This is a genomic window from Acinetobacter haemolyticus CIP 64.3 = MTCC 9819 (assembly GCF_000369065.1).
Classification (GTDB): Bacteria; Pseudomonadota; Gammaproteobacteria; order Pseudomonadales; family Moraxellaceae; genus Acinetobacter; species Acinetobacter haemolyticus.
The window spans coordinates 161,279-185,623 of sequence record NZ_KB849806.1; the positions used below are offsets into that span (position 1 = coordinate 161,279).

The following is a 24,345-nucleotide window of genomic DNA, read 5'->3' on the forward strand; positions in this document are numbered from 1 at the left end:
AAGGAGCCGATTTAAGCTCCTTTTCTCATTAATAATGATCTATTCCTTTAGAGAAGATCAAATACCATGATTATTTATCATTATTCATAATAAAAAAATATTCACGGTAATATTTTAACTCTGCAATTGAATCTCGGATGTCATCCATCGCCAAATGTGACGCATTTTTCTTTAAGCCACTCATAATTTCAGGTCTCCAGCGTTTGGCTAACTCTTTCACTGAAGATACATCCAAGTTTCGATAATGGAAAAATTGCTCTAATTCAGGCATTAAACGATGCAAGAAGCGACGGTCTTGGCAGATCGAGTTTCCACACATTGGCGATGATTTTGGATTGACCCATTTCTTTAAGAATTCTAATGTCTGCTGTTCCGCATCTTGTGCAGTCAATTTACTGCGACGCACACGTTCAATCAGACCAGATTGACCATGCTGTTTGGTATTCCACTCGTCCATTGCATTTAAAATCACATCAGACTGGTGTACGGCTAAAACAGGACCCTCAGCTAAGATATTAAGATTGTCATCTGTAATAATTGTCGCAATTTCAATAATCTTGTCGTTATCAGTATCAAGACCTGTCATTTCGAGGTCGATCCAAATTAATCGTGTATCAGGGGTGCTGCTCATGGATGGCGATTCTAATGTGCTTAAAAACATCAATAGTAGCAAATTAATTACATCTTGGCTGTAATTCTATAGCGGCTTCGTGCTATTTTTGCGGTCTTGAAAGTGTGGATTTTTTGGGATATGAATGGCTTTAATTCGTAAGCGTCGATTAACTGAACAGCAGCAACGTCGTATTGAGAAACAACATAAGTCTCGTCAAGATGAGATTGATACATCGCAAGATTTAGATGGACTGGTGGTTCAGCATTATGGTCGTCAACTCGAAGTACAAGCTTTGTCTGTACCTGCACAGCATCCCGAAAAACCGCTGGTTGCAGACGGTGAGCCAGAACCGTTTTGGAAACCGATTGAATTAGATAGCATTTGGCGTTGCCATACCCGTACCAACTTAGAGTTGCTAGTGACGGGTGACCGTGTCAAATGGCAAGCAGATCCAAATACAGGACTTGGGATTATCACGGCGATATACCCTCGACAATCCTTACTCACGCGTCCAGATCGTTATCATAAGGTCAAACCCGTAGCTGCCAATATCAGTCTGATCGTGATTGTATTTGCGCCCCTACCTGAACCTGCACCGACATTAATTGATCGCTATTTGGTCGCGTGTGCAGATGCCAATATTCCAGCTTTATTGGTGCTGAATAAATCTGATCTGCTCACAGAAAATGATCCAATTCTAACCTTGCTCAGCGAATATGAAGCTTTGGGTTATGAAAGTTTGATTTGCCAATCACAAGGTGATTTGTCTGCGCTTGCTGCGCGGCTGGACAATGAGACGGTTGCTTTTGTAGGGCAATCAGGGGTAGGTAAAAGCTCACTGATTAATACTATTGTTCCGGACGCTGCACAGAAAACCAATGTCATCTCAGAAAACTCGGCATTGGGGCAACATACCACCACCTCAACCCGTTTGATTAAATTTGGAACAAATGGTGCATTGATTGATTCTCCGGGAATCCGTGAATTTGGACTCTGGCATCTGAGTTTGGAAAAAGTACGTACAGGCTTCCCAGAAATCGAAGCACACTTAGGGCTTTGCCAATTTCGCAACTGTACCCATACCCATGAGAAGAATTGCGCGTTGAAACAAGCGGTTGAAGCTGGAGAGATTTTGCCTCGTCGTTTAGACAGTTATTTACGACTGAGCGATGAAATCCAAGAAGCTCAACAAAAAAATTAACATTAATTAAAACTTGCCCTTGAACTAAGGTTTTTGATCACCATTGAGATAAGTTATACTCAGTGGCAATTTTTGATTTCTAACTTTAGGTGACTTGTGGAACGTTGGTTTGAGTTTATGGGGAATCACCCCTTCTTGTTTGGCACACTTGGGGTGTTAATCATTTTGTTCTTTGTTTTAGAAGGACAGCGCAATGGTCGTAAAATTTCACCACAATCTTTAGGTATTTTGGTTAAAGCAAAAAATGCCATGCTGATCGATCTTCGTGATGCGAAAGATTTCCGTGAAGGTCACATTAGTGGTAGCCGTAACATTTCTTACAGCCAAATCACCAGTCACATAGATGAATTAAAAGCCAGTGACCGTCCATTGGTCTTTATTTGTAACTTAGGGCAAGTTGCAGGCACCGCTTTGCAAAAAGTGGGTCATGCAGACAGTTACCGCTTAGACGGCGGAATTAGTAACTGGAAAGCACAAGGCTTGCCATTAGTGAAAAGTAAAACCAAAGCTTAAGGAGAGACAGATGACAACTCCAAACGTCACGATCTATTCAACACTTTCTTGTCCATATTGTGTCCGTGCGAAACAATTGCTGGAACGTAAGGGTGTTGCTTATAAAGAAATTAATCTTTCCAATGAAGCGCCGGAAGTTCGTATTGAGTTAATGCAACGTACCAATCATCGTACCGTGCCACAAATTTTTATCAAAGACCAGTTTATTGGCGGTTTCGACCAACTTTATGCTTTAGAGCGTGAAGGTAAACTCGATTCATTATTGGCTTAACTACACTCCAAAATTTAAGGAAAAACAATGAGCGAAGAACAAGTTCAACCACAACTCGCGTTAGAACGTATCTACACAAAAGATATTTCATTTGAAGTTCCAGGTGCACAAGTATTTACTAAACAATGGCAGCCTGAACTTAATATCAATTTATCTTCTGCAGCAGAGAAAATTGATCCAACACATTATGAAGTGTCTTTGAAAGTTGTGGTTCAAGCGAACAACGAAAATGAAACTGCGTTCATCGTTGATGTAACTCAATCAGGTATTTTCTTGATTGATGGTGTAGAAGAAGATCGTCTTCCATACATTCTTGGCGCTTATTGCCCAAACATTCTGTTCCCGTTCTTACGTGAAGCAGTAAATGATTTAGTAACAAAGGGCAGCTTCCCACAATTGCTTCTTACACCAATTAACTTTGATGCTGAGTTTGAAGCAAATATGCAACGCCTACAAGCAAATGCTGATGCGGAAGGTCAAGCTTAATCAAACTTAAGCTTACTTATAAAAAGGGACTGATTTTTTCAGTCCCTTTTTATATTCACCCCACAATAGTTCTAAAAGTCAGGTTTATCCTTGCAGTACTGACTTTTTTAGTGGGCGGTAAACGATGTAGCCAATGCGTTTGTGTCACATCTTTCATGACCAATAAACTACCATGCTCTAAATATAGTTCTACTTTTTCTTTACTTTGTTTATGTTTAAACGCGAATTTTCGTTCTGCCCCAAAGCTTAATGAGGCAATCGCACCATTTTTTTTCAGATCTGTTTCACCATCACTATGCCATGCCATTCCCTCCTCACCAGAATGGTAAAGATTGAGTAGACAAGAGTTGAATGTTTCGCCTGTTAACGTTTCAACCAGTGCTTTGAGCTCGATGAGTTCAACTGTCCACGGCAACGCATATTTATTCATGTTGGAATAGGTATATTCAAACCGCCGATCACCATACCAAGCCACTTTACGTTTGGTGGTGAATAGTTTGCCAAAAATCAGTGCTTGATCATTTTCCCAAGCAATTGTATGTAGCAATGCCTCAAAATAATGATCTGCCGCCGCTGTTTGCACCACTTTGCCATAGTACTGTACCGTACCATCATAAGGTAAATAATTCTGCTCTGGATCAGCTTCAATATCAAAAAGTTGCATCTTTCCACTTCTTATAGGCCTGCTTCATACAATGTCCACAAGGGCGATAACCTTGTCCCCTTGCTTCATGCTCATCAGCAAAAAACACCCGATTACTTTTTAGCATGCGCTTCCCCGAAGTACAGGTCAATCTGCCATAAATTTTAAGTTGAGCATTGCCTGCAAACCGAATTTCCTGCTGTTTTAATTTTAGATGTAACTCAGTTTGCTCTAATTCACTATGCCGCCACATCAGACTAACTCATCGCATCATGGAAAATAATACCGAGGCTATAACGCTCACCTTGCAGGATCGGACTTACGCCATGTTTGATATTGACCCGATAATAGCCCTGACTGCCTTTTTCAGGTTTAAACTGTGTCGTAAAAACCAATATATCGCCTTGCTCTGGCTGCATCACCATCACCTTGGATTGAGCTCGAGGGATTTGTTGAGTGAAGACCAATTCACCTCCCGTAAAATCCACATTTGGCTGGCTTAATACAATCACCAGCTGTAAAGGAAAATAGACCTCACCATATAAATCCTGATGAAGTGTATTAAAACCACCTTGTCCATATTTCAAAATCAGTGGCGTTGCCAGCGTTTGCCCATGTTGATGACATTGCTGTAAAAATTCTGCATGTGAGGATGGAAATGAGCGCTCTAATTTCAATACCCTAAACCATGCATTGGCTATCGGCACCAGATGGGGATAAACTTCATGGCGTATCCGTTCAATCAGATTTGGTAAAGGATAAGTAAAATATTTATATTCCCCCAAACCAAAGCGATAGCGTTGCATCTCAACTGATTTACGATATAGATCAGGTTGCGAATATAGCTGTTTGAGCAGATCACATTGCTCAGTCGATAAAATCTGCTTAATCAAGGCAAATCCCTGTTGATGTATTTGCTCAGTGATAACATCCCAATCCAGCGCTTGAATCTTATCGATCACGGCTTGGATCTGTGTCAGTTCAGATTGCTGCATGTGTTTGAACACCTTCCCAGCCAATAATCGCCGTTTTACGGACGCTGCCCCACTCATAACCACCAAAGAGACCACTTGACTGAATTACCCGATGGCATGGGATTAAAAATGCCACAGGATTACTGCCGATCGCCGATCCTACCGCACGGGCTGCTTTAGGATGATTAATCACTTTTGCAAGCTCACCATAAGTCGCAAGTTGTCCCATCGGAATTTTAAGCAGACTTTGCCAAACCTTGAGTTGAAAATCAGTTCCTTTCAAGTGCAGTTTAATCTCAGCCAATTGCTGCTGGTCTTTTTGAAACAAAGCTAAAGCACTCTGTTGAAAAGCATCAATCTGCTCAATAAAGACAGCTTGAGGAAATTGCAGCTTTAACTGCGCTAAGGCCTCAGCACGATCATCGACAAAACTTAATGCACAAATCCCTTTATGCGTCGATGCAATCAGTACTTCACCAAACAAAGTCTCTGCGAATTGATAGTGGATCGTCAGACTCTGACCACCATGTTTATATTCGGCCGGAGTCATGCCTTCTATCTGAACAAATAAATCATGCAAGCGGCTGGTACTGGACAATCCTGTGGCAAAGGTCGCATCAAAAACACTACCCTGCTCCTGCTTCAAAATCTGTTTGGCATATTCAACACTAATATACTGTAAAAACTTCTTAGGACTGGTGCCGACCCAATCCGTAAATAACCGCTGAAAATGAGCAGGGCTTAAGTGAATATGTGCGGCCACCTCATCCAGTTGTGGCTGTTGCTGAAAGTTCTGCTGGATATACTGAATCGCTTGAGCAATGCGCTCATAATTACGTTGTTGTGAGGACATATCATCACCTCTCATCATTCATGTTTTCACTGTAGCAACTTTGTCTTTCAGTGAAAATCTGAATCATGCTCAGTCTTAGCTTTAAATACTAACCAGCTGAATTCAAATAAAAAAAGCTGCACTTTTTTAAGTACAGCCTTATCCTATTATTCCTACCACTGATCAATTAATGCGAATAATACTTATGCCCTTGGTCACGTAACGTAGCAATTTTTTTGCCTTGTTGCTTTGCTTCATCTAGCTTACCAGCTTGAACAAGCGCTTTTGCTTTATCAATTTCGACAATAATTTGCTCAAATAAATCCGTTGAGCTTGGCACTTTGTCAGAAGTATGTGCAGCCAGCTTAAACTGTTTTGAATTTACAGCTGCACCGCGCATATTATTTAATGCAGCCGTTGCATCTTGTGGATTTTTAGCTTGATTAAACACTTTATAATTTTTGCCAAGCGTTTTCATATCATCTGCAAGGCTCGCAGCCATAACAGCACTGCTCAATGAAAAAGACGATACTAAAATGATTGTGGCTAAAGTTCTTTTCATCATCAGGATATCCCTAATAAAAACTGTGGCTATTCTCGGTTTTACGCAGATCCATCGACCACCTAAGCTCAACAAGCTCAAATGTCTATGCTGTTTTAGCATACATAAAAAATGCAACGATTTCGTTGCATTTTGATAAAACGACAAAATCAAGTTACTCTATTTTTGCAGTAACGCATCATGGATGGCTTCAACCAATTGTTGTGATATTTCTTGCTTAGACGCTTTCTCTAACTCACGTTTCTCTAGATGATAGGATTGTGCAAAGAATACGGTCATCGCATTTTCATCAGAAGCAAAACCAATATCAGGGCGAGAAACATCGTTACATGCAATCATATCGAGCTTTTTAGCAACCAACTTCCCTGCTGCATATTCTTCAACATTACGTGTTTCCGCAGCAAAGCCCACCATAAATGGGCGCTGTTGTTGCTGTGCAATCGTCGCAACAATATCAGGATTTTTCACCAACGATACTGCCAGCTCATCACCCGCTTTTTTGATTTTATGCTCAGCTACTTCAGCCACACGATAATCCGCAACTGCCGCAGTCGCAATAAAGATATCGCAGCCTTCTTTGAGCTGATTCATACTGGCATCTAGCATTTGCATTGCGGATTTTACATTAATTCGCTCTACACCATTTGGGGTATCTAAACTGACTGGCCCCGCCACCAACGTTACTTTTGCGCCTGCAGCATAGCATGCGGCTGCCAAAGCAAAGCCCATTTTACCCGTACTATGATTTGAAATATAACGTACAGGATCAATCGCTTCACGCGTTGGCCCCGCAGTAATGGTGACACGTTTTCCTGCCAATAAACCAAACTTTTCCGCAATCGCACGTTGTGCTTTATGGAAGTAAGCAGCGACTTGTCTTGCCAAGTCCTCTGGTTCAGGCATACGTCCCAAACCCACATCACCGCAAGCTTGCTCACCTGCATCAGGCATAATGACATGCACGCCATCTTCAACCAAAGTTTGTAAATTACGCTGAGTCGCTTTTGCCGCCCACATCTGTTGATTCATTGCAGGTGCTACCCAAACAGGTGCTTTAGTTGCTAAATATAATGTGCTGAGCAAATCATCAGCTAAACCATTTGCAAATTTTGCGATCGTGTCACAACTTGCAGGTGCGACCAACACTAAATCTGCCCAACGCGCCAATTCGATATGTCCCATACCTGCTTCAGCTTCTGGATCAAGTAGCTCTGTATGTACAGGATTACCTGAAAGTGCCTGAAAGGTTAATGGCGTAATAAAAGCTTGTGCTCCATGTGTCATGACCACACGGACATCAAAACCAAAGTCTTTTAAACGACGTACCAAAATGGCACTTTTATAGGCAGCAATGCCACCCGTAACCGCCAATATAATGTTTTTATGAGGAATAACACTAAGATCGAAGCTCACAAACAGGATACCTTGCTGTTGCAGTGGCGCTCACAATAGCATTAAATACGATCAGACCCAAGTGATGGGTTTTTAAAAAGTCATAAACACAATAAAATCAAAGTGAATTTAATAATGAATCAATCTATTAAGCAGTCCATCAAAGCATGGCCTGAACAAGAACGACCAAGAGAACGTTTATTACTTCAAGGGGCTCAAAGTTTATCCGATGCAGAACTTCTTGCGATTTTTTTACGCTCAGGTTCTAAACAACATTCCGCAGTTGAACTAGCGCGCATCCTCATTCAACACTTTGGTGGGCTGAATCCTATTTTTGATGCTTCACTTGAAGATTTATCCCAATTCAATGGCATCGCCTCCACTAAATATGCACAGCTCATGGCAGTAAAAGAACTTGGACGGCGCTATTTAAACAATCATTTTCAACAACAACGACTTTGTCTGGATACCTCTAGTCTGGTACTCGACTATTTACGCTATGAATTGATGGGTGAAAAACAAGAAGTCTTTGCGGTACTGTGTTTAGATGCTGAGTTAAGGAAGTTACATTTCAAGAAATTGTTTTTTGGCTCACATCATTCGTGTAGTGTTTCATTGAATCAAACGCTGCGTTATGTATTACAACAACAAGCCTGCCAAATCGTGGTTGCGCATAATCATCCCTATGGAATTTCTCACCCTTCAACTGAAGATCTTTACCTTACACAACAGCTCAAACAAGCGTGTAAATTACTTGAAATCCATCTGATCGATCACTTTATTATTTCGCCTGAAAGCTATTTTTCTTTTTCTGAGCAACAACTACTCAACCCTACTAAAATCAAGCAATCTGGTCTTGACAAAGGTTAAAGCAAACGAGAATATCAACTGATAAAATTAATGATCCAAATAACATGATTGTTCGTGACCAGCCAAGTATTTTTAGAGTTTTGTTCTCATGGCGTGGGACAATTTTACCCAAAATTTTACCCTCACTCGGCTTTGTTATGCTGGTCTCAGCCATCATCGGTGGTATTGAGTATGTCAATTTATACCGCTTTCCTGAAATTCCATTAGTTGGCTTCACCCTGATCGGCGTTGTACTCTCGATTTTCCTTGGTTTCAAGAACAGTGCTTGTTATGAACGTTGGTGGGAAGCACGTAAACTGTGGGGTGTATTAATTGCCACGGCTCGGCATTTTGATCGTGATTGTCGTGTTCTAACCCAAGCACGTCGTGAACGTGTAATCCAAAATGTGATTGTGTTTGCCAACGTTTTACGTGACCGTTTACGTCATCAAACTGCCAATCCTACAGAGCTGACTGAAACAAGTGGTTTAAGTCCGCAAGCGCTGACTCAACTCTATCAACAACAAAATGCGCCACAGTACACACTTAGCTTAATCCAATGGGAGCTTTTACAAGCACTCAAAGAAGGCGAAATCACAGATATTATTTATACTCAAATGAATCAACATGTAGCAGCATTAAGTGAAATGCAGACAGGCTGCGACCGTATTGCGAACACCCCGATTCCATTTGCGTATTCTGTTTTGCTGAATCGGACGGTGTATTTTTTCTGTGTCATGTTACCGTTTAGCTTAGGCTCGTTATTAGGCTTAGTCACGCCTCTTTTAGTGGGAATCTTGGCTTATACTTTTCTCGGTTTGGATGCATTAAGTACCGAAATCGAGGAACCTTTCGGTACACAAAGCAATGACTTACCATTAGATGCAATGGTACGTAACATTGAAATCGAGCTACTCGGTACTCTAGGTCGCCCGACCCCACCGCCAATTCAGGCGCATGATCATAATTTATTATGATGTTGGATATTTAAATTGCTCCCAAACACCTCGTTGCCCTTCTTTAACTCGAGGTGTTTGTCCTAATTTAATCCAAGGCATATTGTCTCCATGAAAATCACTGCCAATCGATACCGCTAAATCACATTGCTGAATCATTCGATCCACCATTTGTCGAGTCGAAGCTGGTTCTATACTTGGCGGCAACTCAACGGCATCACCACCACTTGCAGCAAATAACTCAATCAGATAGCGGATATTGGTCGCAGAAAGATCATAACGTGTTGGGTGTGCTAACACGGCAAAGCCCTGACTGGCATGAATCACATCGATGGTTTCTTTTAATCCAACGCCATCAAACTTAACAAATGCTTTTTTGCCTTCTTTGAGAAAGCGATCAAATGCTTGTTGAGGGCGGCTCACGATATTCTTTTCGACCAAGGTTTTGGCAATATGTGTTCGTGTCACGCGATCCGCATGTCCATCAACTTTGGCGATCACCTCAGGATAAATATCAAAACCAATACATTTTTCCAATAAATCACAAATGACTTTTGCACGTTCGGCACGGACTTTCTTCTGCTGTTCCAGCAGTTCCCTGATCGGGGTTTCATCCTGCATATTCAAAGCGACAATATGCACCCCATAACTCTTTTTGGTATTTGGTCTAGACCATTGGCTTGATACCTCTACACCTGAAATCAGCCGAATATCATGATCTTGAGCATGCTCATCAAGATAACGCTGCGCCCGCGTTAAACCATCCATCGTGTCATGGTCAGTCACCGCTAAAGTATGAATTTTTAAATCCACAGCGGCTTGTACCAATTGCTCAGGAGAGTAGGTTCCATCGGAAATGAGCGTATGTGTATGTAAATCGACACCGAACATGGTTTGTATTATGCTATCTGACCTATTTCATCACTGTACTGTAACATGAAAGCGTTGCTCGACTATCTCCCTCTGATTATCTTCTTCTATTTTTATAAAACCACTGACCCTAAAGATAGTCAGCATCCATTGTTGGAATTGGTTGGCAGTACTGGCAATACCGATCAAAACCACATTCTTGTCGCAACCTGTGCCTTACTTATTTCCACATTGGTGGTGTATGGCTGCTTATTTTTATTCCAAAAATTTAAATTGGAAAAAATGCAGTGGTTTATTGTGGTCATGTCCGTCATTTTTGGTGGTATTACCTTAGCATTCAGTGATGTAACCTATATCAAATTAAAAGCGGTCATTATCAATGTCGGAATTGGTCTCGGTTTTTTGATTACCCCATTATTCAACAAAGAACGTATGCCGATTATCCAGAAAATGCTTGGCTCAGTATTGGAGCTCAGTAAAAAAGGCTGGATGAATCTTAACTGGGCATGGTGTGGTCAATTCTTCTTACTCGCGAGTCTGCATTATTTTTTCGGCTTTTTATTTTTAGATGGAAAATACTGGGGCGAATTCACTGCTTTTGGCGATATTATCGTTTCTCTCAGTTACCTTGCTGTTATACTATTTTGCTTGAGAAAGCATTTTAAAACCACCACCTAATTTCCGTTATTGAGCCAATGCTATGCCCTATTTCGTACTCAGCTGTACTGATCGTGAAGGTACTTTAGAAAAACGTTTAGCAACACGCCCACAACATATAGAACGCCTACAAAAACTAGATGATGAAGGACGTTTGATTGCTGCTGGTGCTCACCCAATCGACCCAAATAATCCACAGGCTGGTTTTTTGGGCAGCACGATTATTGTTGAATTTGATAGCCGCGAAGCATTGGATGTGTGGATTGAAGAAGAACCATTTTTAAAAGAAGGAATTTACGCAAGTATTGACGTAAAACCTTTTAATAAAGCTTTTCCAAAAGGGTAAATCATGCGTATTGCACTACCAAGCTTATTCGCTCTAGGTTTACTCTTTAATACTACAATTTGGGCTGTAGAAACTACACCAGCAGTTACAACCGCTGCTACCACACAAAGTACTGCAAAACCACTCACAGCAGAACAAATTGCCAAAGCGAAACAACAGCAAGAAGCAAAAGTAAAAGCGCTGGTTCAAGATCAAGCCAATCGCTTAAAGCAGCTTGAACACGCCAATCTTGAAGCGCTTGCACAAAATCAGGAATTGCAGTTAAAAAATGATAATTTAACAGTGCAAGTCCAAGTACTACAAAGTGAACGTAGTGCTCAGATGTTCCTGTATGGTGCTATGACGATCGCGGTAGGTGTCATTCTCGGCTTCTTTATTGCTAGCTATGTTTACACCAAACGTCGCCGTCAATGGTAAACACAATACTGTAATTTATGTCTCACTCATCAAAAATACAAACCGCTGAATTGGATTGGGAAATGGTCGATGGTATTGATCTTCCCATTTCTAAACAGTTTGGTGATGTCTACTTTTCCAAAGATAATGGTTTACTCGAAACTCGCCATGTATTTTTAAATGGCAATGATTTAAACGAGCGCCTATCACAACTCAACGATTATCAATATTTCTGTGTGGGTGAAACAGGTTTTGGTACAGGATTGAATATCTTGACCCTATGGCAACTCTGGCAACAGATTCGTCCAAATAACCACAGCCATTTACATGTCATTAGTGTAGAAAAATTTCCGCTTCGCCGAACTGATTTGATCCGAGCGCTGAATGCTTGGCCAGAGTTAGCGCCTCTAGCACAAAAGCTCATTGCACAATATCCCCTACCTATTGCCGGATGTCATCGTCTTAGCTTTCCAGAGGAAAGATTTAGCATCGATTTATGGTTAGGTGATGCACAAGATATTTTCCCAAATATCCCTAAAACACAAGCTGTTAATGCATGGTTTCTAGATGGTTTTGCGCCTTCTTGTAACCCAGACATGTGGCAAGAAAATGTGCTGAATAATATTGTACGTTTATCTGATTTTGGAACGACCTTTGCATCCTTTAGTGTAGCTGGTGTACTCAAACGAGGACTGAAACAACATGGTATTCAAATCAGTCGTCCACGTGGTTTTGGTCATAAAAGAGAAATGCTCAAAGCGATTTGGCTCGATCAAGCATCCTCGGAAACACATTCGATCGATTCAATAAAAACAGTCATTCGTGCTCAGAATGATCAAATATCCCAGTTCACCAAACAACAGAAAATCGCAATTATCGGCGCAGGAATTGCGGGTTTAAGCACAGCATGGGCATTTGCCCAGCGTGGTCATCAAATCACGATTTACGAGCAAAATGAGCCACTCTCAGGCGCATCTGGTAATCCTCTTGCCTTACTCAACCCCAAATTATGTCCAATCGAACAGGCACATGAACATTTGATGACCTTAAGCTGGCAGCATGCATTGAATTTTTATGCACGTTTCAAAGCTTTTCGAGCCATTCAAGTTGAGCAAATGGCCTTAAAGAATCCAGATGAACTGTTGCAGCTAGCCGAACAATATCCAGACCAAGTATTAACGACTCATGAATCGGATGAAATTAGGCCTCAAACAGAATTCCCATGTTTGACGTTACAACAAGCAGGTGCCGTGGCACCACATCAGCTCCGTGATGAAATCTTACAACATCCCAACATTGCTGTGAAAAAAGCCAAAGTTTCACGCTTAAATAGCATAGGAACACAAACTAAGCTATGGCAAGATCAACACCACCTTGCCACTGCCGATCACGTCATTGTTTGTTGCGCAAAACAAAGCGCAGCATTGTTTGACCATTATCCTGTTTTAAAACCGATTCGTGGGCAAGTGAGTTGGGTTAAAAATACCAATCAAGCATTATCTCTTGAACAAGCCTATAGCTATGGTGGCTATTGCATGCAATTGGATTCATCACAATTGATCTTAGGTGCATCCTTTTATCCGAATCGTGATGACACTGAAGTTTTGCTTGAAGATCATGTGCATAACTACCAACTTATCCACAGTATCTTTCCAACATATGCAGAGCAACTTTCCGCTACAGATACTTGGCAAGGTCGAGCATCAGTTCGTGCACAAACTTTGGATTACTTTCCGTTGGTAGGCAAGATACAAAACGATCCATCTATTTATACGTTTGCGGGTTTAGGTTCTAAAGGTTTTTTATTTGCACCATTATGCAGTGAAATCTTGGTGGCATTGGTATTAGGTGAACTTTGTCCTGTACCACAAAGCTTATTGAGTAAACTCGATCCTCAACGCTTTCAAAAGAAAGCTAAAGTAAAAAAACCGTATTATTCAGGTTAAATTATTATTCATATATAACGATGACTTAAATCTGTTTTTTAAATTTGCCAAAATACATAATGTATCTTGGCAAATTTTAGGGTTCTTTTAAGCACCTTGCTCCAAAGGCAAGCCGGCATCACGTGCTGCACGTGTTCCGCCCATGAGAACCACATATTCACGAGAACTATCAATCCCGTCTAACAACTCTGCCGCACGTGGTGCTTTACTACCACCACCACATAGAATATAAATCGGCTGATCCGCTGCAACTTGAGTCAAACTATCCGCATTTAACTCAGCAATTGGACGATTCATCGCCCCTTTAACATGAGCCTCTGCATACGCTTTGGTATCTCGGACATCCCAAATGACAGCGCCTTCTGGGAACTCAAATGTTGTAATTTCTTGTTTACGGATCATTGTGCACTCCTTTGATGTAAACAACACTTGGCAAATGAAGAAAACCCCCTTAGCATCTCAGATATTCTTTCCCTTTGTAAAGGTCTAACCATGCCTTCTTTTGATATTGTTTCTGAATTAGAGTTATTTGAAGTCAATCATGCTGTGCAAAACACACAAAAAGAGATTGGTACTCGTTTTGACTTTCGCGGACAAGACGTTTCGATTGAGTTAAATGAGAAAAATAAAGAAATTAAAATCTCAACTGAAAGTGACTTCCAATGTGAGCAAGTTTATACCATGCTTGAAAATCACTTCTACAAGCGTAAAGTGGATGTACAAGCTTTAGATCCTCAAAAAGCAACAGCTTCGGGCAAACATGTTGTTCAAGTGATCAAGCTTAAGGATGGACTTGACTCAGATACTGCAAAAAAAATTAATAAAGCCATTAAAGAAAGTGGCATCAAAGCGCAATCTTCTATCCAAGGAGACAAAATCCGTGTCACGGACAAAAAGCGCGATACTTTACAGCAAGTGATGAACTTTTTACGTGAACAGCAATTTGGTCTACCGCTGCAATTTAATAATTTCAAAGACTAAGCAATAGGTTCGCTATGGCAAAAGATAACCGCCTTTATACGCTGGTTAAAACCACTTCTAAATTTCCGAAAAGCATCCGTAGCACACTATGGAGTAAAGCCTTTGGTCGTGTTGTTCCAATGGTTGGAACTGCAAATATTCGCTATTTAGAAGTGGATAAAGACCATGTCACAGTTCGTATCGAAAACCAACGTAATATGCAAAATCATATTAAAGGCGTTCATGCAGCTGCAATGGCATTATTGGCTGAAACAGCAACGGGCTTCTTAACAGGCTTACATGTACCCGATAATCGTATTTTATTGATTAAATCGTTACATGTAGATTATTTGAAAGTGGCACAAGGTGGTTTGACTGCAACAGCAACATTATCAGCCGATCAACAAAAGTTTATCGCCGATAATGAAAAAGGCGAGTTATTGATTCCCGTGACCGTTATTGATGATTCTGGCAATGAGCCCATCCAATGCCAAATGCTTTGGGCATGGCTACCAAAACGTAAAAAATAGTAACTGATCTAAACTTCTTTGAGATTAGTTTTCAGCCCAAGATAAATACACTTGTATTTCTTGGGCTTCTTATTATGAAAAAAATTTATTTTCTTCCACTTATACTTTCCGTGACAGTTATTAGCGCCTGTACTTCAGTTCTTTCAAACACCCCGCATATCCGTTCATCCGAGCTAACAAATACTGTTAATCTCTCAGAACAAAATAAGAAAATCGTGGTTGATTTCTATGAAGGTGTTTTTCTAAAACATCAAGTTAAAGCATACGCAGATCGTTATATTGGTGATCAATATATCCAACATAATCCTAATGTACCTGATGGTAAAATGCCTTTTGTAAACTTCTTTACGCAAAAATTTAGCAATAATCCTCAGGCAAAAAATGTCATCAAGAAAGTAATTGCTGAAGGAGATTTAGTCGTTCTTCACGTGCATTCTACTGAAAATGATAGTGATCGAGGCAGAGCGATTATTGATATATTCCGTGTGGAAAATGGAAAAATTGTAGAGCATTGGGATGTGATACAAAATATTCCAGAAAAGAGTAAGAACTCAAATACCATGTTCTAGACCTTGTGCTAATAAAATAAGACCAAAACTAGTTTTGGCCTTATTTTTAATCGCTTACACAATCTTTTCAATCATAAGCATTAACTGCTGCAAATATTCGGCATCCATCTCATCAAATTGATTCAGCTCTTCACTATCAATATCCAGAACGCCAATACATTCACCATTCTTCATTATCGGTAACACGATTTCTGATCTTGAAGCAGAGCTACATGCAATGTGTCCTGGAAACTGATCTACATCAGGCACAATCATTACTTGCTGCTGTTCCCACGCAGTGCCACACACGCCACGGCCTTTAGCTATACGAGTACATGCGATCGGCCCTTGAAATGGTCCCAATACTAATTCATTTTGTTTAACAAGATAAAAGCCAATCCACAGCCAATCAAATTGTTGTTTTAACGCTGCACAAATATTCGCAAGATTGGCGATCATATCAGACTCACCCTCAACAATTGCCTGAATCTGCGGAATAATACTTTGATATTGCTCGGCCTTATGACCTTGCTGTAAAACTAATTCTTCAGCCATTCTCTTTATTCCAAATAAAATAATATTTTTAGCGCATTCCTAATCACAAAACCTTAGCTTTATCGAATGCTGCAAAAGCCTGTTTAATCTCCTCGGCGATCACACGCTTATTACCCTTTATGTCAACTGCCACAAAAGTAAACACGCCTTCCGTAATACGAACAGGTTCACGAGAGTCATCATGGCTATTCCACACTTCAATTTGGACTTGTACTGAGGTGTTACCCACTTTCAAAATTTTGGTATAACAACTAATAACATTCCCCACCTTCACGGGAACAAGAAAACTCATCTGATTAATTGCAATGGTTGCACAACGCCCTTTACTAAACCGCTCAACGTGAATGGCACCGGCTAAATCCATCTGTGAAACAATCCAACCACCAAACACATCCCCGCTCCAGTTGGTATCAGCTGGCATTGCAATTGTCTGTAATGATAGAATTCCTTCAGGCTGGTTTGGGCGCTCCGTCATATTAATGTCCTTGATGTTGTTGTAATTGTTGGTCTAACCATTGTTGTAACTCTGGCGCCCTTAAAGCACCACTAATTCTTGCCAACTCTGTCGTTTTATTCATTAAAACCAGTGTTGGAATACTACGAACATTAAATGCAGCACTCAAACGAGGATTTGCCTCAGTATCAATTTTTGCAAAAATGACATAAGGATTTTGCTTAGCAACTTGAGTAAAATGCGGTGCCATCATTTTACAAGGACCACACCATTCAGCCCATAGATCAATCAAAACAGGGAGATCATTATTGCTAATAAAATGACTAAAATTTTGTTCGTTTAACTCGATCGGCGTTAAAGGTAATAAGGCTTGATGACATTGGCCACAATTTGGATGAACAGCTAGCTTTTCTTCAGGAACACGATTTTTTGCACCACAGGATGCACAGACAATAATCATCACATCACTCCAATATGTTGATGTAAAAATTCTAATTGGGTTGTGACCGCTTTTTCAAACCAAGAACCATGATAAATATCAAAATGCTTCATTTCCCACTCATGATAGCTCACAAAAGGGGCGATATTGGTTGCGGCTTCACGACTAGATGCGATGGGAATCAAACTATCTTGTTTTGCTGCAATGAATAAAACTGGAATATTTATCTTGCGTACATACTGAATAGGACGATAACGCATTAAATTAAAAAAAACACGAGCAGGAACTTCCCCACTCCAATAATAATCAGGATTCACAATGGAATGATAGCCATAATAACTATCAGAGGTTGGTAGAAAACATAATTTATATTGGTCTACAACAGGTAATGTCTTTGGTACTAACCCCATTTTTGATCCCATATAATCTTGGCTAGAACGCTTTAACGCTTCGGGATAACGCTGGAGTGGATAAAGTTTAGCGGTTTCAGCACCATCAACATAAGGCACTTGTACCATGACAGCTTGAATATTTTTTAGATCCGTGGCCAAACTCAGGGCATATCCACCACTTAAAGAGGTTCCCCAAAGAATGATTCGTCTGTTATCAATCAACTTACAATTTGACGCAAACTGAACAATCGTCTTCCAGTCATCAAGCTGAGCAGTTAAAGAGACTAACTCTCTAGGCTTTCCTGTACTCCCCCCCCAATAGCGATAATCAAATAAAATGACCGCATATCCTGCTTTTGCAAACCGCTGTGCATATTGAACTAATTTAAATTGACGCAAACCAGCAAATCCATGAGCCATGATAATAACTGCTGGCTTAATGTTAGATTTGGGAAGATAAAAATCTGCTGCAATTGTTTCATCACCACTCGGAACATACAACGGCTCAACGGTATAGGTGTGCATGCGCGCTCCATTTCATTATCTTTTTACTGAACATCACTTATTTGTTATAGACATTTAAACTCAAGATCAAGCTTAATGCTATGATAGAGCATAAAATGTTTTGTTTGTTTTTGGAGTGACAAGATGTCAGAGAATGTAGGTTTTGCAGGTCAAATTGGCCCAGAACACGTAGAACAAGTTGTTGAAAAAGGCTTTAAATCTATTATTAACAACCGTCCTGATATGGAAGGTGGTCCTGAACAACCAACTAGTGCTCAGATCGAAGAATCAGCGCGTAATGCAGGATTAGATTATGTTTATCAACCTGTCGTTGCTGGTCAGATTACTGAACTTGATGTTCGTGCATTCGCAAATCATTATAATGAACTCCCAAAACCAATCTTAATGTTCTGCCGCACTGGCAATCGCTCTAACAATTTATATCAACTCGCCAAACAAATGGATTTGTTGGATGATTAATATTTTAAATTAATTAAGCCATCCGAATAAAAAGACCAACTTACTAGCTAGTAAGTTGGTCTAAATTTTTAATTAATATCTATTTAATTTCTAAATAGACAGTTTGAGATTTACCGCCAGGAACATTTGTTGTTAATTTCACATCATCTCCTGCCGCACATTTAAGAAGTCTAACGGTATAGCTAACAACCTCATTACCAACATTACCAAATGTATTTGGTGTAAATAATTGCATGGTACTCGGTACTGGTAACGAGCCACTAATAATCTCTGCCTCACATGAGTTATTATTTTCAGTGTTATCTTTTACAGTAACAGAGACACCAGTTCCTGATGGCATCGGTACTGTTTTCTGAGTATTACCAAAAACTTGGAATTTAAAACTTCCATTTCCAGATAAAATTCGTCCAGTATCTTGTTCAATACCACTCCCCCAAACAAAAGTCGGTGTATCATGAGAGAAAGCAAACAAAAGCTGCTGACGTAAAATAGCACTCAAACCATTATTACAAGTGTTTGGAACATTAGGTTGCGAAATTGATGAAGCTGCACAAGCTAAAGCACCTGATGCTTTCGTATAAATAAACTCACCCACATTATGTATATTATCTTCGTTATCATCGCGGAAGATACTACCAATATTATGGGTTAGTTGATCAACACCTTCTGTGTATAGTTGATCACCATTAACGTCAATATAATCCTTATCACCTTCCACATAGGCTAATACAGTAACACGATTGTTTATAGGACGAGGATTTTGAGTAATTAATCTAACCGAACATTCTCCCTTAACTGAAGCACAACTCGGTTCAATTCGCCCACCCTCTGAAACAAAACTAATTACCGTACCATCTGGTACTGGATTACCCAAACGATCAGCCATACGGGCTACAATCGTCGAAACATCACCATCGATATCCGTTCGTAAGGCTTGCTTTGTTACAGACAAACTTAGTGCATTTTGAGTAACTCGCCCACTTGAAACAGAAACATCTTTAGATCGAACAAAAACGTTTTTATCAGATACTAAAGTTGCTTGAATCTCTACAGGGCCAGGAGTATTACCTGGATACAAATTCACACGTACCTTACCAGAAGAATCACTTTTTACGATTTTAGAAGCGCGATTCCCTAATGATACGAATTCTAAATCTATAGGGGCATCAATAATTTTAAGTTCAACCTCTTTATCTTTTGCAGGAGAACCATTTGCATAAAGTGTAAATTCAATCTGTCCAGAAGCAGCAGATCCACTACTCTTAATACCAAGATTAACAGGACTAGTTGTTGTATAAACCAATGAATCAGGCTTAATTTGCGCAATCTGTACAGGTATTTCTAAGCGAGGAATGTTCTGACCGCTAACACCAATTGTTTGTGAACTTTCACAAAGTTCGCCATTGGCCGCAATTGCTTTATAAGAAGTTACAATGTTTCCTTGATTAGAAGAAACCACTGTAGCTGGTTCAAATGTACCGCAAGTTGCATCAAAAGTTACACTTACATTATTCTGTGGTGAAAGTGTTGTAGCATTTAATGATTTCAAAGTAACATTTGTTGTACCACCAACCTCAAGATTGTTTTCTGCTACTTGTAAGTCACTTAAAATAATATTTGTCGCTTGTAAAGAAAAGTTTTTAGGCGATGTCGCTACTGAAAGACCATTGTAATCAGCAGATGCTGAAATTTGATAAGCACCTGTTATATTAATATTTTCTGGACGAACTGAAATAATTGCATATCCATCTGCATTTGTTAAAACAGCACCATTTGAACTACCTAGTATCACCCCTCCAGTTGCGGAGAAAGTGACTAAAGCACCTGAAATACCATTATTTGACTGATCTGTTACTTTTACTTTTGCAATCACACCTTCACTGGTTATTGCTACTGTTGGAATATTATTCTGATCTAATAATTCAAGTGCACCAATATTAACTGCTTTTACCTCTTCACCTGTACCAGGATTAGTTGGATTAGTAGAAGAATCACCTCCTTGGTTATTATAGTACCCCTTACTACCACCACCACCACAGCTTGCAAGTAAAATAGCCATACTGATAACAGACAACTTGAGTGTAAGTTGTTTTTTGTTCATAGTCATTCCTTTATATCCCCAATCAAAGCCCATTATGGAATAAGATTTTTTCATTATAAAAATATGCCTAATGTAACCATAATATTAATTTTCTGTAAATATACTTTATTAATGAGTAAAAAAAATTAAAGAGAAGTAGATCAAGCTTTTAGATAAAATTGATAAACACAAATTATTTTATTAGTTTTAAATACAGTGAAGATCATATTCATACTACAAAAATTATTTTGCCAATATAATACCTTTGCTAACCGCTTATTCGCCACCTCTCCCATATGGAAAAGAGAAGCTTTTTACGACGATCCAAGTCATTGCATAAAGCTCTTAAACTAAATAGGCAGTATATAAAATTCCGCCCAATAAAAAACACCCCTAACCTGACGGTTAGGGGTGTTTGAATTTAAAAGCTGGCGATGACTTACTCTCACATGGCAAGTGCCACACTACCATCAGCGCGAAGAGGTTTCACTTCTGAGTTCGGGAAGGGATCAGGTGGTTCACTCTTGCTATTGTCGCCAGCAAACTGTTTTGGCTTTGGGTGGTCTTACTTTTGAACTTATTAAGTTCATGCCACTTAGTACCGAAAGAGTTATTAACGGATTAGTTAATTGGGTCTGTATTGTAACTAGTTTTGACACTAAATCAAGTTATGTATTGAATTTATCTTGAATACAACAACTGTTTGGGTGTTGTATAGTCAAGCCTCACGAGCAATTAGTATTGGTCAGCTTCACACGTCACCGTGCTTCCACACCCAACCTATCAACGTCCTAGTCTCGAACGGCTCTTTAGAGGAATAAATTCCTAGGGAAATCTTATCTTGAGGTAGGCTTCCCGCTTAGATGCTTTCAGCGGTTATCCCTTCCGAACATAGCTACCCGGCGATGCGACTGGCGTCACAACCGGTACACCAGAGGTTCGTCCACTCTGGTCCTCTCGTACTAGGAGCAGATCCTCTCAAATTTCCAGCGCCCACGGTAGATAGGGACCGAACTGTCTCACGACGTTCTAAACCCAGCTCGCGTACCTCTTTAAATGGCGAACAGCCATACCCTTGGGACCTGCTTCAGCCCCAGGATGAGATGAGCCGACATCGAGGTGCCAAACACCGCCGTCGATATGAACTCTTGGGCGGTATCAGCCTGTTATCCCCAGAGTACCTTTTATCCGTTGAGCGATGGCCCTTCCATACAGAACCACCGGATCACTAAGACCTACTTTCGTACCTGCTCGACTTGTGGGTCTCGCAGTTAAGCGCGCTTTTGCCTTTATACTCTACGCGTGATTTCCGACCACGCTGAGCGCACCTTCGTACTCCTCCGTTACTCTTTAGGAGGAGACCGCCCCAGTCAAACTACCCACCAGACATGGTCCTCGTCCCGGATAACGGGACAGAGTTAGAACCTCAACATTACCAGGGTGGTATTTCAAGGACGGCTCCATTGGAACTAGCGTTCCAACTTCAAAGCCTCCCACCTATCCTACACAAGTAAGGTCAAAGTTCAATGTCAAGCTGCAGTAAAGGTTCACGGGGTCTTTCCGTCTAGCCGCGGGTACACTGCATCTTCACAGCGATTTCGATTTCACTGAGCCTCTGCTGGAGACAGCGCCGCCATCATTATGCCATTCGTGCAGGTCGGAACTTACCCGACAAGGAATTTCGCTACCTTAGGACCGTTATAGTTACGGCCGCCGTTTACTGGGGCTTCGATCAAGAGCTTCGCTTACGCTAACCCCATCAATTAACCTTCCAGCACCGGGCAGGCATCACACCCTATACGTCCACTTTCGTGTTTGCAGAGTGCTATGTTTTTAATAAACAGTTGCAGCGGCCTGGTTTCTGTGGCTGCCAATAGCTCAGGGAGCAAGTCCCATCACCGTCAGCAGCGTACCTTCTCCCGAAGTTACGGTACCATTTTGCCTAGTTCCTTCAGCAGAGTTCTCTCAAGCGCTTTGGTCTACTCGACCTGACCACCTGTGTCGGTTTCGGGTACGATTCCTGTGTAACTGAAGCTTAGAGACTTTTCCTGGAAGCATGGTATCAGCCACTTCACTGTACAAGTACAGCTTGCTATCGACTCTCAGCATAGAGCACCCCGGATTTGCCTAAGATGCATGCCTACTGTCTTCCACCTGGACAACCAACGCCAGGCTGACTTAACCTTCTCCGTCCTCTCATCGCATTACACAGAAGTATTGGAATATTAACCAATTTCCCATCGACTACGCCTCTCGGCCTCGCCTTAGGGGTCGACTCACCCAGCCCCGATTAACGTTGGACTGGAACCCTTGGTCTTTCAGCGAACGGGTTTTTCACCCGTTTTGTCGTTACTCACGTCAGCATTCGCACTTCTGATACCTCCAGCATACTTCTCAATACACCTTCATCGGCTTACAGAACGCTCCCCTACCACTTGACTAATGTCAAATCCGCAGCTTCGGCACATAGTTTTAGCCCCGTTACATCTTCCGCGCAGGCCGACTCGACTAGTGAGCTATTACGCTTTCTTTAAAGGGTGGCTGCTTCTAAGCCAACCTCCTAGCTGTCTATGCCTTCCCACATCGTTTCCCACTTAACTATGATTTTGGGGCCTTAGCTGGCGGTCTGGATTGTTTTCCTCTTGACTACGGACGTTAGCACCCGCAGTCTGTCTCCCGGATAGTACTCATTGGTATTCGGAGTTTGCATCGGTTTGGTAAGTCGGGATGACCCCCTAGCCGAAACAGTGCTCTACCCCCAATGGTATTCGTCCGAGGCGCTACCTAAATAGCTTTCGGGGAGAACCAGCTATCACCAGGCTTGATTAGCCTTTCACCCCTATCCACAAGTCATCCCCTGGCTTTTCAACGACAGTGGGTTCGGTCCTCCAGTTAGTGTTACCCAACCTTCAACCTGCTCATGGATAGATCGCCTGGTTTCGGGTCTATACCCAGCAACTATACGCCCTATTAAGACTCGATTTCTCTACGGCTCCCCTATTCGGTTAACCTCGCTACTGAATATAAGTCGCTGACCCATTATACAAAAGGTACGCAGTCACACCACGAAGGTGCTCCCACTGCTTGTATGCATGCGGTTTCAGGATCTATTTCACTCCCCTCACAGGGGTTCTTTTCGCCTTTCCCTCACGGTACTGGTTCACTATCGGTCAGTCAGGAGTATTTAGCCTTGGAGGATGGTCCCCCCATATTCAGACAAGGTTTCACGTGCCTCGCCCTACTCGTCATCATTGTGTGTGCCCTTTCGTGTACGGGAATATCACCCTCTACGTTCGCACTTCCCAGAGCGTTCCACTAGAACACACACAACTTAATGGGCTGATCCCCGTTCGCTCGCCGCTACTAAGGGAATCTCAATTGATTTCTTTTCCTAAGGGTACTGAGATGTTTCACTTCCCCTCGTTCGCTTCAATAACCTATGTATTCAGTTATTGATACCCGCCTTATAGCGGGTGGGTTCCCCCATTCAGATATCTCCGGATCAAAGGATATTTGCCGCCTCCCCGGAGCTTTTCGCAGGCTATCACGTCTTTCATCGCCTCTGACTGCCAAGGCATCCACCACATGCACTTAATTACTTGACTATACAACCCCAAACAGTCGCTAACCCTTACAAGTAAGGTTAGGACAGATTGCTATGTTTGTTTTTCAACTCACATCGCTCTCATCCAGTTTGTTGCCTCGTGCACTTAAGCACCGTACAGCTTCAATCTAAATTCATATACCAAAACGCTTGATTCAGTGTTTTTGCTAGTTCTCAATTTCATTCTTTCGAATGAATTGAGTGAACAATTTATTTCAGACTCAATTCTACTAATCTGTTAATGATTAACTACAGCCTCGTCAGCTTGCAGTAAACTGTGATAAATCACAGA

Annotated in this window: 28 protein-coding genes and 2 rRNA genes; 14 read left to right on the forward strand and 16 right to left on the reverse strand. The window is 41.1% G+C overall.

The genetic code is table 11. The features are described from left to right. Positions 1-70 precede the first annotated feature (70 nt). Positions 71-631, reverse strand: coding sequence for an oligoribonuclease (orn, locus tag F927_RS12610; RefSeq protein WP_004637878.1), 561 nt, complete (start codon positions 629-631; stop codon positions 71-73). 124 nt (positions 632-755) lie between these two features. On the opposite strand from orn, the gene rsgA reads away from it, so the two are divergent. From rsgA to secB, 4 genes are all read left to right on the forward strand, one after another. Next, on the forward strand, positions 756-1,814 hold the full coding sequence (gene rsgA / locus F927_RS12615) for a ribosome small subunit-dependent GTPase A (protein ID WP_005085466.1): 1,059 nt from the start codon (positions 756-758) through the stop codon (positions 1,812-1,814). A 96-nt stretch (positions 1,815-1,910) separates the two neighbouring features. Continuing rightward, a complete protein-coding gene (locus F927_RS12620; protein ID WP_004637876.1) occupies positions 1,911-2,327 on the forward strand; it encodes a rhodanese-like domain-containing protein in 417 nt (138 codons plus the stop codon). Positions 2,328-2,337: 10 nt separating this feature from the next. Then, entirely contained in the window at positions 2,338-2,598 is a 261-nt protein-coding gene (gene grxC, locus F927_RS12625; protein WP_004637875.1) for a glutaredoxin 3, read from the forward strand. Between the two features lie 27 nt (positions 2,599-2,625). After that, positions 2,626-3,084 (forward strand): protein-export chaperone SecB, encoded by a 459-nt coding sequence (gene secB, locus F927_RS12630; RefSeq protein WP_005085470.1) that lies wholly within the window; start codon positions 2,626-2,628, stop codon positions 3,082-3,084. A gap of 55 nt (positions 3,085-3,139) precedes the next feature. On the opposite strand, the gene F927_RS12635 is transcribed toward secB, so the two are convergent. The 6 genes from F927_RS12635 to coaBC all read right to left on the reverse strand — a co-directional run bounded on the left by F927_RS12635 (position 3,140) and on the right by coaBC (position 7,508). Then, positions 3,140-3,748, reverse strand: a complete 609-nt coding sequence (locus F927_RS12635; RefSeq protein ID WP_005085472.1) for an alpha-ketoglutarate-dependent dioxygenase AlkB family protein — start codon at positions 3,746-3,748, stop codon at positions 3,140-3,142. Further along, positions 3,735-3,980, reverse strand: a complete 246-nt coding sequence (locus tag F927_RS12640; protein ID WP_005085473.1) for an Ada metal-binding domain-containing protein — start codon at positions 3,978-3,980, stop codon at positions 3,735-3,737. Before F927_RS12640 ends, F927_RS12635 begins: the two co-directional genes overlap by 14 nt. A 4-nt stretch (positions 3,981-3,984) precedes the next feature. After that, positions 3,985-4,722: a 2OG-Fe(II) oxygenase gene (locus F927_RS12645; RefSeq protein WP_005085474.1), complete on the reverse strand. Its 738-nt coding sequence runs from the start codon at positions 4,720-4,722 to the stop codon at positions 3,985-3,987. Next, positions 4,709-5,554: a methylated-DNA--[protein]-cysteine S-methyltransferase gene (locus F927_RS12650; RefSeq protein ID WP_005085475.1), complete on the reverse strand. Its 846-nt coding sequence runs from the start codon at positions 5,552-5,554 to the stop codon at positions 4,709-4,711. The genes F927_RS12645 and F927_RS12650 overlap by 14 nt, the downstream gene beginning before the upstream one ends. Positions 5,555-5,720: 166 nt before the next feature. Further along, positions 5,721-6,098 (reverse strand): cytochrome b562, encoded by a 378-nt coding sequence (locus F927_RS12655; protein ID WP_017394705.1) that lies wholly within the window; start codon positions 6,096-6,098, stop codon positions 5,721-5,723. Between the two features lie 156 nt (positions 6,099-6,254). Next, positions 6,255-7,508 carry a bifunctional phosphopantothenoylcysteine decarboxylase/phosphopantothenate--cysteine ligase CoaBC gene (coaBC, locus tag F927_RS12660; RefSeq protein ID WP_004637868.1) on the reverse strand — a complete coding sequence of 418 codons (1,254 nt, stop codon included), beginning with the start codon at positions 7,506-7,508 and terminating at the stop codon, positions 6,255-6,257. 114 nt (positions 7,509-7,622) lie between these two features. Here coaBC and radC point away from each other — a divergent pair, with 114 nt between their 5' ends. Beyond that, positions 7,623-8,357 (forward strand): RadC family protein, encoded by a 735-nt coding sequence (gene radC / locus F927_RS12665; RefSeq protein ID WP_005085477.1) that lies wholly within the window; start codon positions 7,623-7,625, stop codon positions 8,355-8,357. Positions 8,358-8,401: 44 nt separating this feature from the next. Next, a complete protein-coding gene (locus F927_RS12670; RefSeq protein WP_004637866.1) occupies positions 8,402-9,313 on the forward strand; it encodes a bestrophin family protein in 912 nt (303 codons plus the stop codon). Here the strand turns inward: F927_RS12670 and F927_RS12675 are convergent. Then, on the reverse strand, positions 9,308-10,183 hold the full coding sequence (locus tag F927_RS12675; RefSeq protein WP_004637865.1) for a PHP domain-containing protein: 876 nt from the start codon (positions 10,181-10,183) through the stop codon (positions 9,308-9,310). The genes F927_RS12670 and F927_RS12675 overlap by 6 nt on opposite strands. 45 nt (positions 10,184-10,228) lie before the next feature. Between F927_RS12675 and F927_RS12680 the strand changes: the two genes are divergently transcribed. The 4 genes from F927_RS12680 to mnmC are packed head-to-tail and all read left to right on the forward strand — an operon-like array spanning position 10,229 to position 13,507. After that, positions 10,229-10,840 carry an inner membrane-spanning protein YciB gene (locus tag F927_RS12680; protein WP_004637864.1) on the forward strand — a complete coding sequence of 204 codons (612 nt, stop codon included), beginning with the start codon at positions 10,229-10,231 and terminating at the stop codon, positions 10,838-10,840. A gap of 22 nt (positions 10,841-10,862) precedes the next feature. Then, positions 10,863-11,165: a YciI family protein gene (locus F927_RS12685; RefSeq protein ID WP_004637863.1), complete on the forward strand. Its 303-nt coding sequence runs from the start codon at positions 10,863-10,865 to the stop codon at positions 11,163-11,165. 3 nt (positions 11,166-11,168) lie between these two features. Further along, entirely contained in the window at positions 11,169-11,582 is a 414-nt protein-coding gene (locus F927_RS12690) for an SH3 domain-containing protein (protein WP_005085479.1), read from the forward strand. Positions 11,583-11,599: 17 nt separating this feature from the next. After that, a complete protein-coding gene (mnmC, locus tag F927_RS12695) occupies positions 11,600-13,507 on the forward strand; it encodes a bifunctional tRNA (5-methylaminomethyl-2-thiouridine)(34)-methyltransferase MnmC2/FAD-dependent 5-carboxymethylaminomethyl-2-thiouridine(34) oxidoreductase MnmC1 (RefSeq protein WP_026057257.1) in 1,908 nt (635 codons plus the stop codon). Positions 13,508-13,594: 87 nt separating this feature from the next. On the opposite strand, the gene F927_RS12700 is transcribed toward mnmC, so the two are convergent. Next, on the reverse strand, positions 13,595-13,909 hold the full coding sequence (locus F927_RS12700) for a rhodanese-like domain-containing protein (RefSeq protein ID WP_004637860.1): 315 nt from the start codon (positions 13,907-13,909) through the stop codon (positions 13,595-13,597). Between the two features lie 90 nt (positions 13,910-13,999). On the opposite strand from F927_RS12700, the gene F927_RS12705 reads away from it, so the two are divergent. The 3 genes from F927_RS12705 to F927_RS12715 all read left to right on the forward strand — a co-directional run bounded on the left by F927_RS12705 (position 14,000) and on the right by F927_RS12715 (position 15,566). Then, positions 14,000-14,488, forward strand: a complete 489-nt coding sequence (locus tag F927_RS12705) for a YajQ family cyclic di-GMP-binding protein (protein WP_004637859.1) — start codon at positions 14,000-14,002, stop codon at positions 14,486-14,488. A 14-nt stretch (positions 14,489-14,502) separates the two neighbouring features. Beyond that, the gene (locus F927_RS12710; protein WP_005085486.1) at positions 14,503-14,997 is read left to right on the forward strand and encodes a DUF4442 domain-containing protein; all 495 of its coding nucleotides are present in this window, start codon (positions 14,503-14,505) and stop codon (positions 14,995-14,997) included. Between the two features lie 74 nt (positions 14,998-15,071). Continuing rightward, positions 15,072-15,566 carry a nuclear transport factor 2 family protein gene (locus F927_RS12715; RefSeq protein ID WP_005085489.1) on the forward strand — a complete coding sequence of 165 codons (495 nt, stop codon included), beginning with the start codon at positions 15,072-15,074 and terminating at the stop codon, positions 15,564-15,566. A gap of 54 nt (positions 15,567-15,620) precedes the next feature. Here F927_RS12715 and F927_RS12720 read toward each other — a convergent pair whose 3' ends face one another. The 4 genes from F927_RS12720 to F927_RS12735 are packed head-to-tail and all read right to left on the reverse strand — an operon-like array spanning position 15,621 to position 17,910. Then, positions 15,621-16,100: a GAF domain-containing protein gene (locus tag F927_RS12720; RefSeq protein ID WP_005085490.1), complete on the reverse strand. Its 480-nt coding sequence runs from the start codon at positions 16,098-16,100 to the stop codon at positions 15,621-15,623. A gap of 43 nt (positions 16,101-16,143) precedes the next feature. Further along, positions 16,144-16,575 (reverse strand): acyl-CoA thioesterase, encoded by a 432-nt coding sequence (locus F927_RS12725; protein WP_004637855.1) that lies wholly within the window; start codon positions 16,573-16,575, stop codon positions 16,144-16,146. Position 16,576: 1 nt separating this feature from the next. Further along, complete coding sequence (gene trxC, locus F927_RS12730; protein ID WP_004637854.1) at positions 16,577-17,014, reverse strand: thioredoxin TrxC; 438 nt, start codon at positions 17,012-17,014, stop codon at positions 16,577-16,579. After that, positions 17,014-17,910 carry an alpha/beta hydrolase gene (locus F927_RS12735; protein WP_005085492.1) on the reverse strand — a complete coding sequence of 299 codons (897 nt, stop codon included), beginning with the start codon at positions 17,908-17,910 and terminating at the stop codon, positions 17,014-17,016. Before F927_RS12735 ends, trxC begins: the two co-directional genes overlap by 1 nt. A gap of 123 nt (positions 17,911-18,033) precedes the next feature. Here F927_RS12735 and F927_RS12740 point away from each other — a divergent pair, with 123 nt between their 5' ends. Next, on the forward strand, positions 18,034-18,369 hold the full coding sequence (locus F927_RS12740) for a protein tyrosine phosphatase family protein (RefSeq protein ID WP_004637851.1): 336 nt from the start codon (positions 18,034-18,036) through the stop codon (positions 18,367-18,369). Positions 18,370-18,448: 79 nt separating this feature from the next. Here F927_RS12740 and F927_RS12745 read toward each other — a convergent pair whose 3' ends face one another. The 3 genes from F927_RS12745 to F927_RS12755 form a co-directional block, all read right to left on the reverse strand. Continuing rightward, positions 18,449-20,470 (reverse strand): Ig-like domain-containing protein, encoded by a 2,022-nt coding sequence (locus tag F927_RS12745; protein ID WP_017394457.1) that lies wholly within the window; start codon positions 20,468-20,470, stop codon positions 18,449-18,451. Between the two features lie 405 nt (positions 20,471-20,875). Next, a 5S ribosomal RNA gene (gene rrf, locus F927_RS12750) occupies positions 20,876-20,990 on the reverse strand. A 173-nt stretch (positions 20,991-21,163) separates the two neighbouring features. Continuing rightward, a 23S ribosomal RNA gene (locus F927_RS12755) occupies positions 21,164-24,054 on the reverse strand. Between the last annotated feature and the right edge of the window lie 291 nt (positions 24,055-24,345).

Bases quoted from the DNA above. Each gene is read 5' to 3' on its own strand.
- F927_RS12685 (WP_004637863.1), top strand. From the start codon at position 10,863: ATGCCCTATTTCGTACTCAGCTGTACTGATCGTGAAGGTACTTTAGAA.
- F927_RS12650 (WP_005085475.1), bottom strand. From the start codon at position 5,554: ATGTCCTCACAACAACGTAATTATGAGCGCATTGCTCAAGCGATTCAG.
- F927_RS12720 (WP_005085490.1), bottom strand. From the start codon at position 16,100: ATGGCTGAAGAATTAGTTTTACAGCAAGGTCATAAGGCCGAGCAATAT.
- F927_RS12645 (WP_005085474.1), bottom strand. From the start codon at position 4,722: ATGCAGCAATCTGAACTGACACAGATCCAAGCCGTGATCGATAAGATT.
- F927_RS12670 (WP_004637866.1), top strand. From the start codon at position 8,402: ATGATTGTTCGTGACCAGCCAAGTATTTTTAGAGTTTTGTTCTCATGG.
- F927_RS12675 (WP_004637865.1), bottom strand. From the start codon at position 10,183: ATGTTCGGTGTCGATTTACATACACATACGCTCATTTCCGATGGAACC.
- trxC (WP_004637854.1), bottom strand. From the start codon at position 17,014: ATGATTATTGTCTGTGCATCCTGTGGTGCAAAAAATCGTGTTCCTGAA.
- orn (WP_004637878.1), bottom strand. From the start codon at position 631: ATGAGCAGCACCCCTGATACACGATTAATTTGGATCGACCTCGAAATG.
- F927_RS12715 (WP_005085489.1), top strand. From the start codon at position 15,072: ATGAAAAAAATTTATTTTCTTCCACTTATACTTTCCGTGACAGTTATT.
- mnmC (WP_026057257.1), top strand. From the start codon at position 11,600: ATGTCTCACTCATCAAAAATACAAACCGCTGAATTGGATTGGGAAATG.
- F927_RS12635 (WP_005085472.1), bottom strand. From the start codon at position 3,748: ATGCAACTTTTTGATATTGAAGCTGATCCAGAGCAGAATTATTTACCT.
- F927_RS12655 (WP_017394705.1), bottom strand. From the start codon at position 6,098: ATGATGAAAAGAACTTTAGCCACAATCATTTTAGTATCGTCTTTTTCA.
- F927_RS12690 (WP_005085479.1), top strand. From the start codon at position 11,169: ATGCGTATTGCACTACCAAGCTTATTCGCTCTAGGTTTACTCTTTAAT.
- F927_RS12700 (WP_004637860.1), bottom strand. From the start codon at position 13,909: ATGATCCGTAAACAAGAAATTACAACATTTGAGTTCCCAGAAGGCGCT.
- F927_RS12745 (WP_017394457.1), bottom strand. From the start codon at position 20,470: ATGAACAAAAAACAACTTACACTCAAGTTGTCTGTTATCAGTATGGCT.
- rsgA (WP_005085466.1), top strand. From the start codon at position 756: ATGGCTTTAATTCGTAAGCGTCGATTAACTGAACAGCAGCAACGTCGT.
- F927_RS12680 (WP_004637864.1), top strand. From the start codon at position 10,229: ATGAAAGCGTTGCTCGACTATCTCCCTCTGATTATCTTCTTCTATTTT.
- F927_RS12740 (WP_004637851.1), top strand. From the start codon at position 18,034: ATGTCAGAGAATGTAGGTTTTGCAGGTCAAATTGGCCCAGAACACGTA.
- radC (WP_005085477.1), top strand. From the start codon at position 7,623: ATGAATCAATCTATTAAGCAGTCCATCAAAGCATGGCCTGAACAAGAA.
- grxC (WP_004637875.1), top strand. From the start codon at position 2,338: ATGACAACTCCAAACGTCACGATCTATTCAACACTTTCTTGTCCATAT.
- F927_RS12705 (WP_004637859.1), top strand. From the start codon at position 14,000: ATGCCTTCTTTTGATATTGTTTCTGAATTAGAGTTATTTGAAGTCAAT.
- F927_RS12710 (WP_005085486.1), top strand. From the start codon at position 14,503: ATGGCAAAAGATAACCGCCTTTATACGCTGGTTAAAACCACTTCTAAA.
- F927_RS12735 (WP_005085492.1), bottom strand. From the start codon at position 17,910: ATGCACACCTATACCGTTGAGCCGTTGTATGTTCCGAGTGGTGATGAA.
- F927_RS12640 (WP_005085473.1), bottom strand. From the start codon at position 3,980: ATGTGGCGGCATAGTGAATTAGAGCAAACTGAGTTACATCTAAAATTA.
- secB (WP_005085470.1), top strand. From the start codon at position 2,626: ATGAGCGAAGAACAAGTTCAACCACAACTCGCGTTAGAACGTATCTAC.
- F927_RS12725 (WP_004637855.1), bottom strand. From the start codon at position 16,575: ATGACGGAGCGCCCAAACCAGCCTGAAGGAATTCTATCATTACAGACA.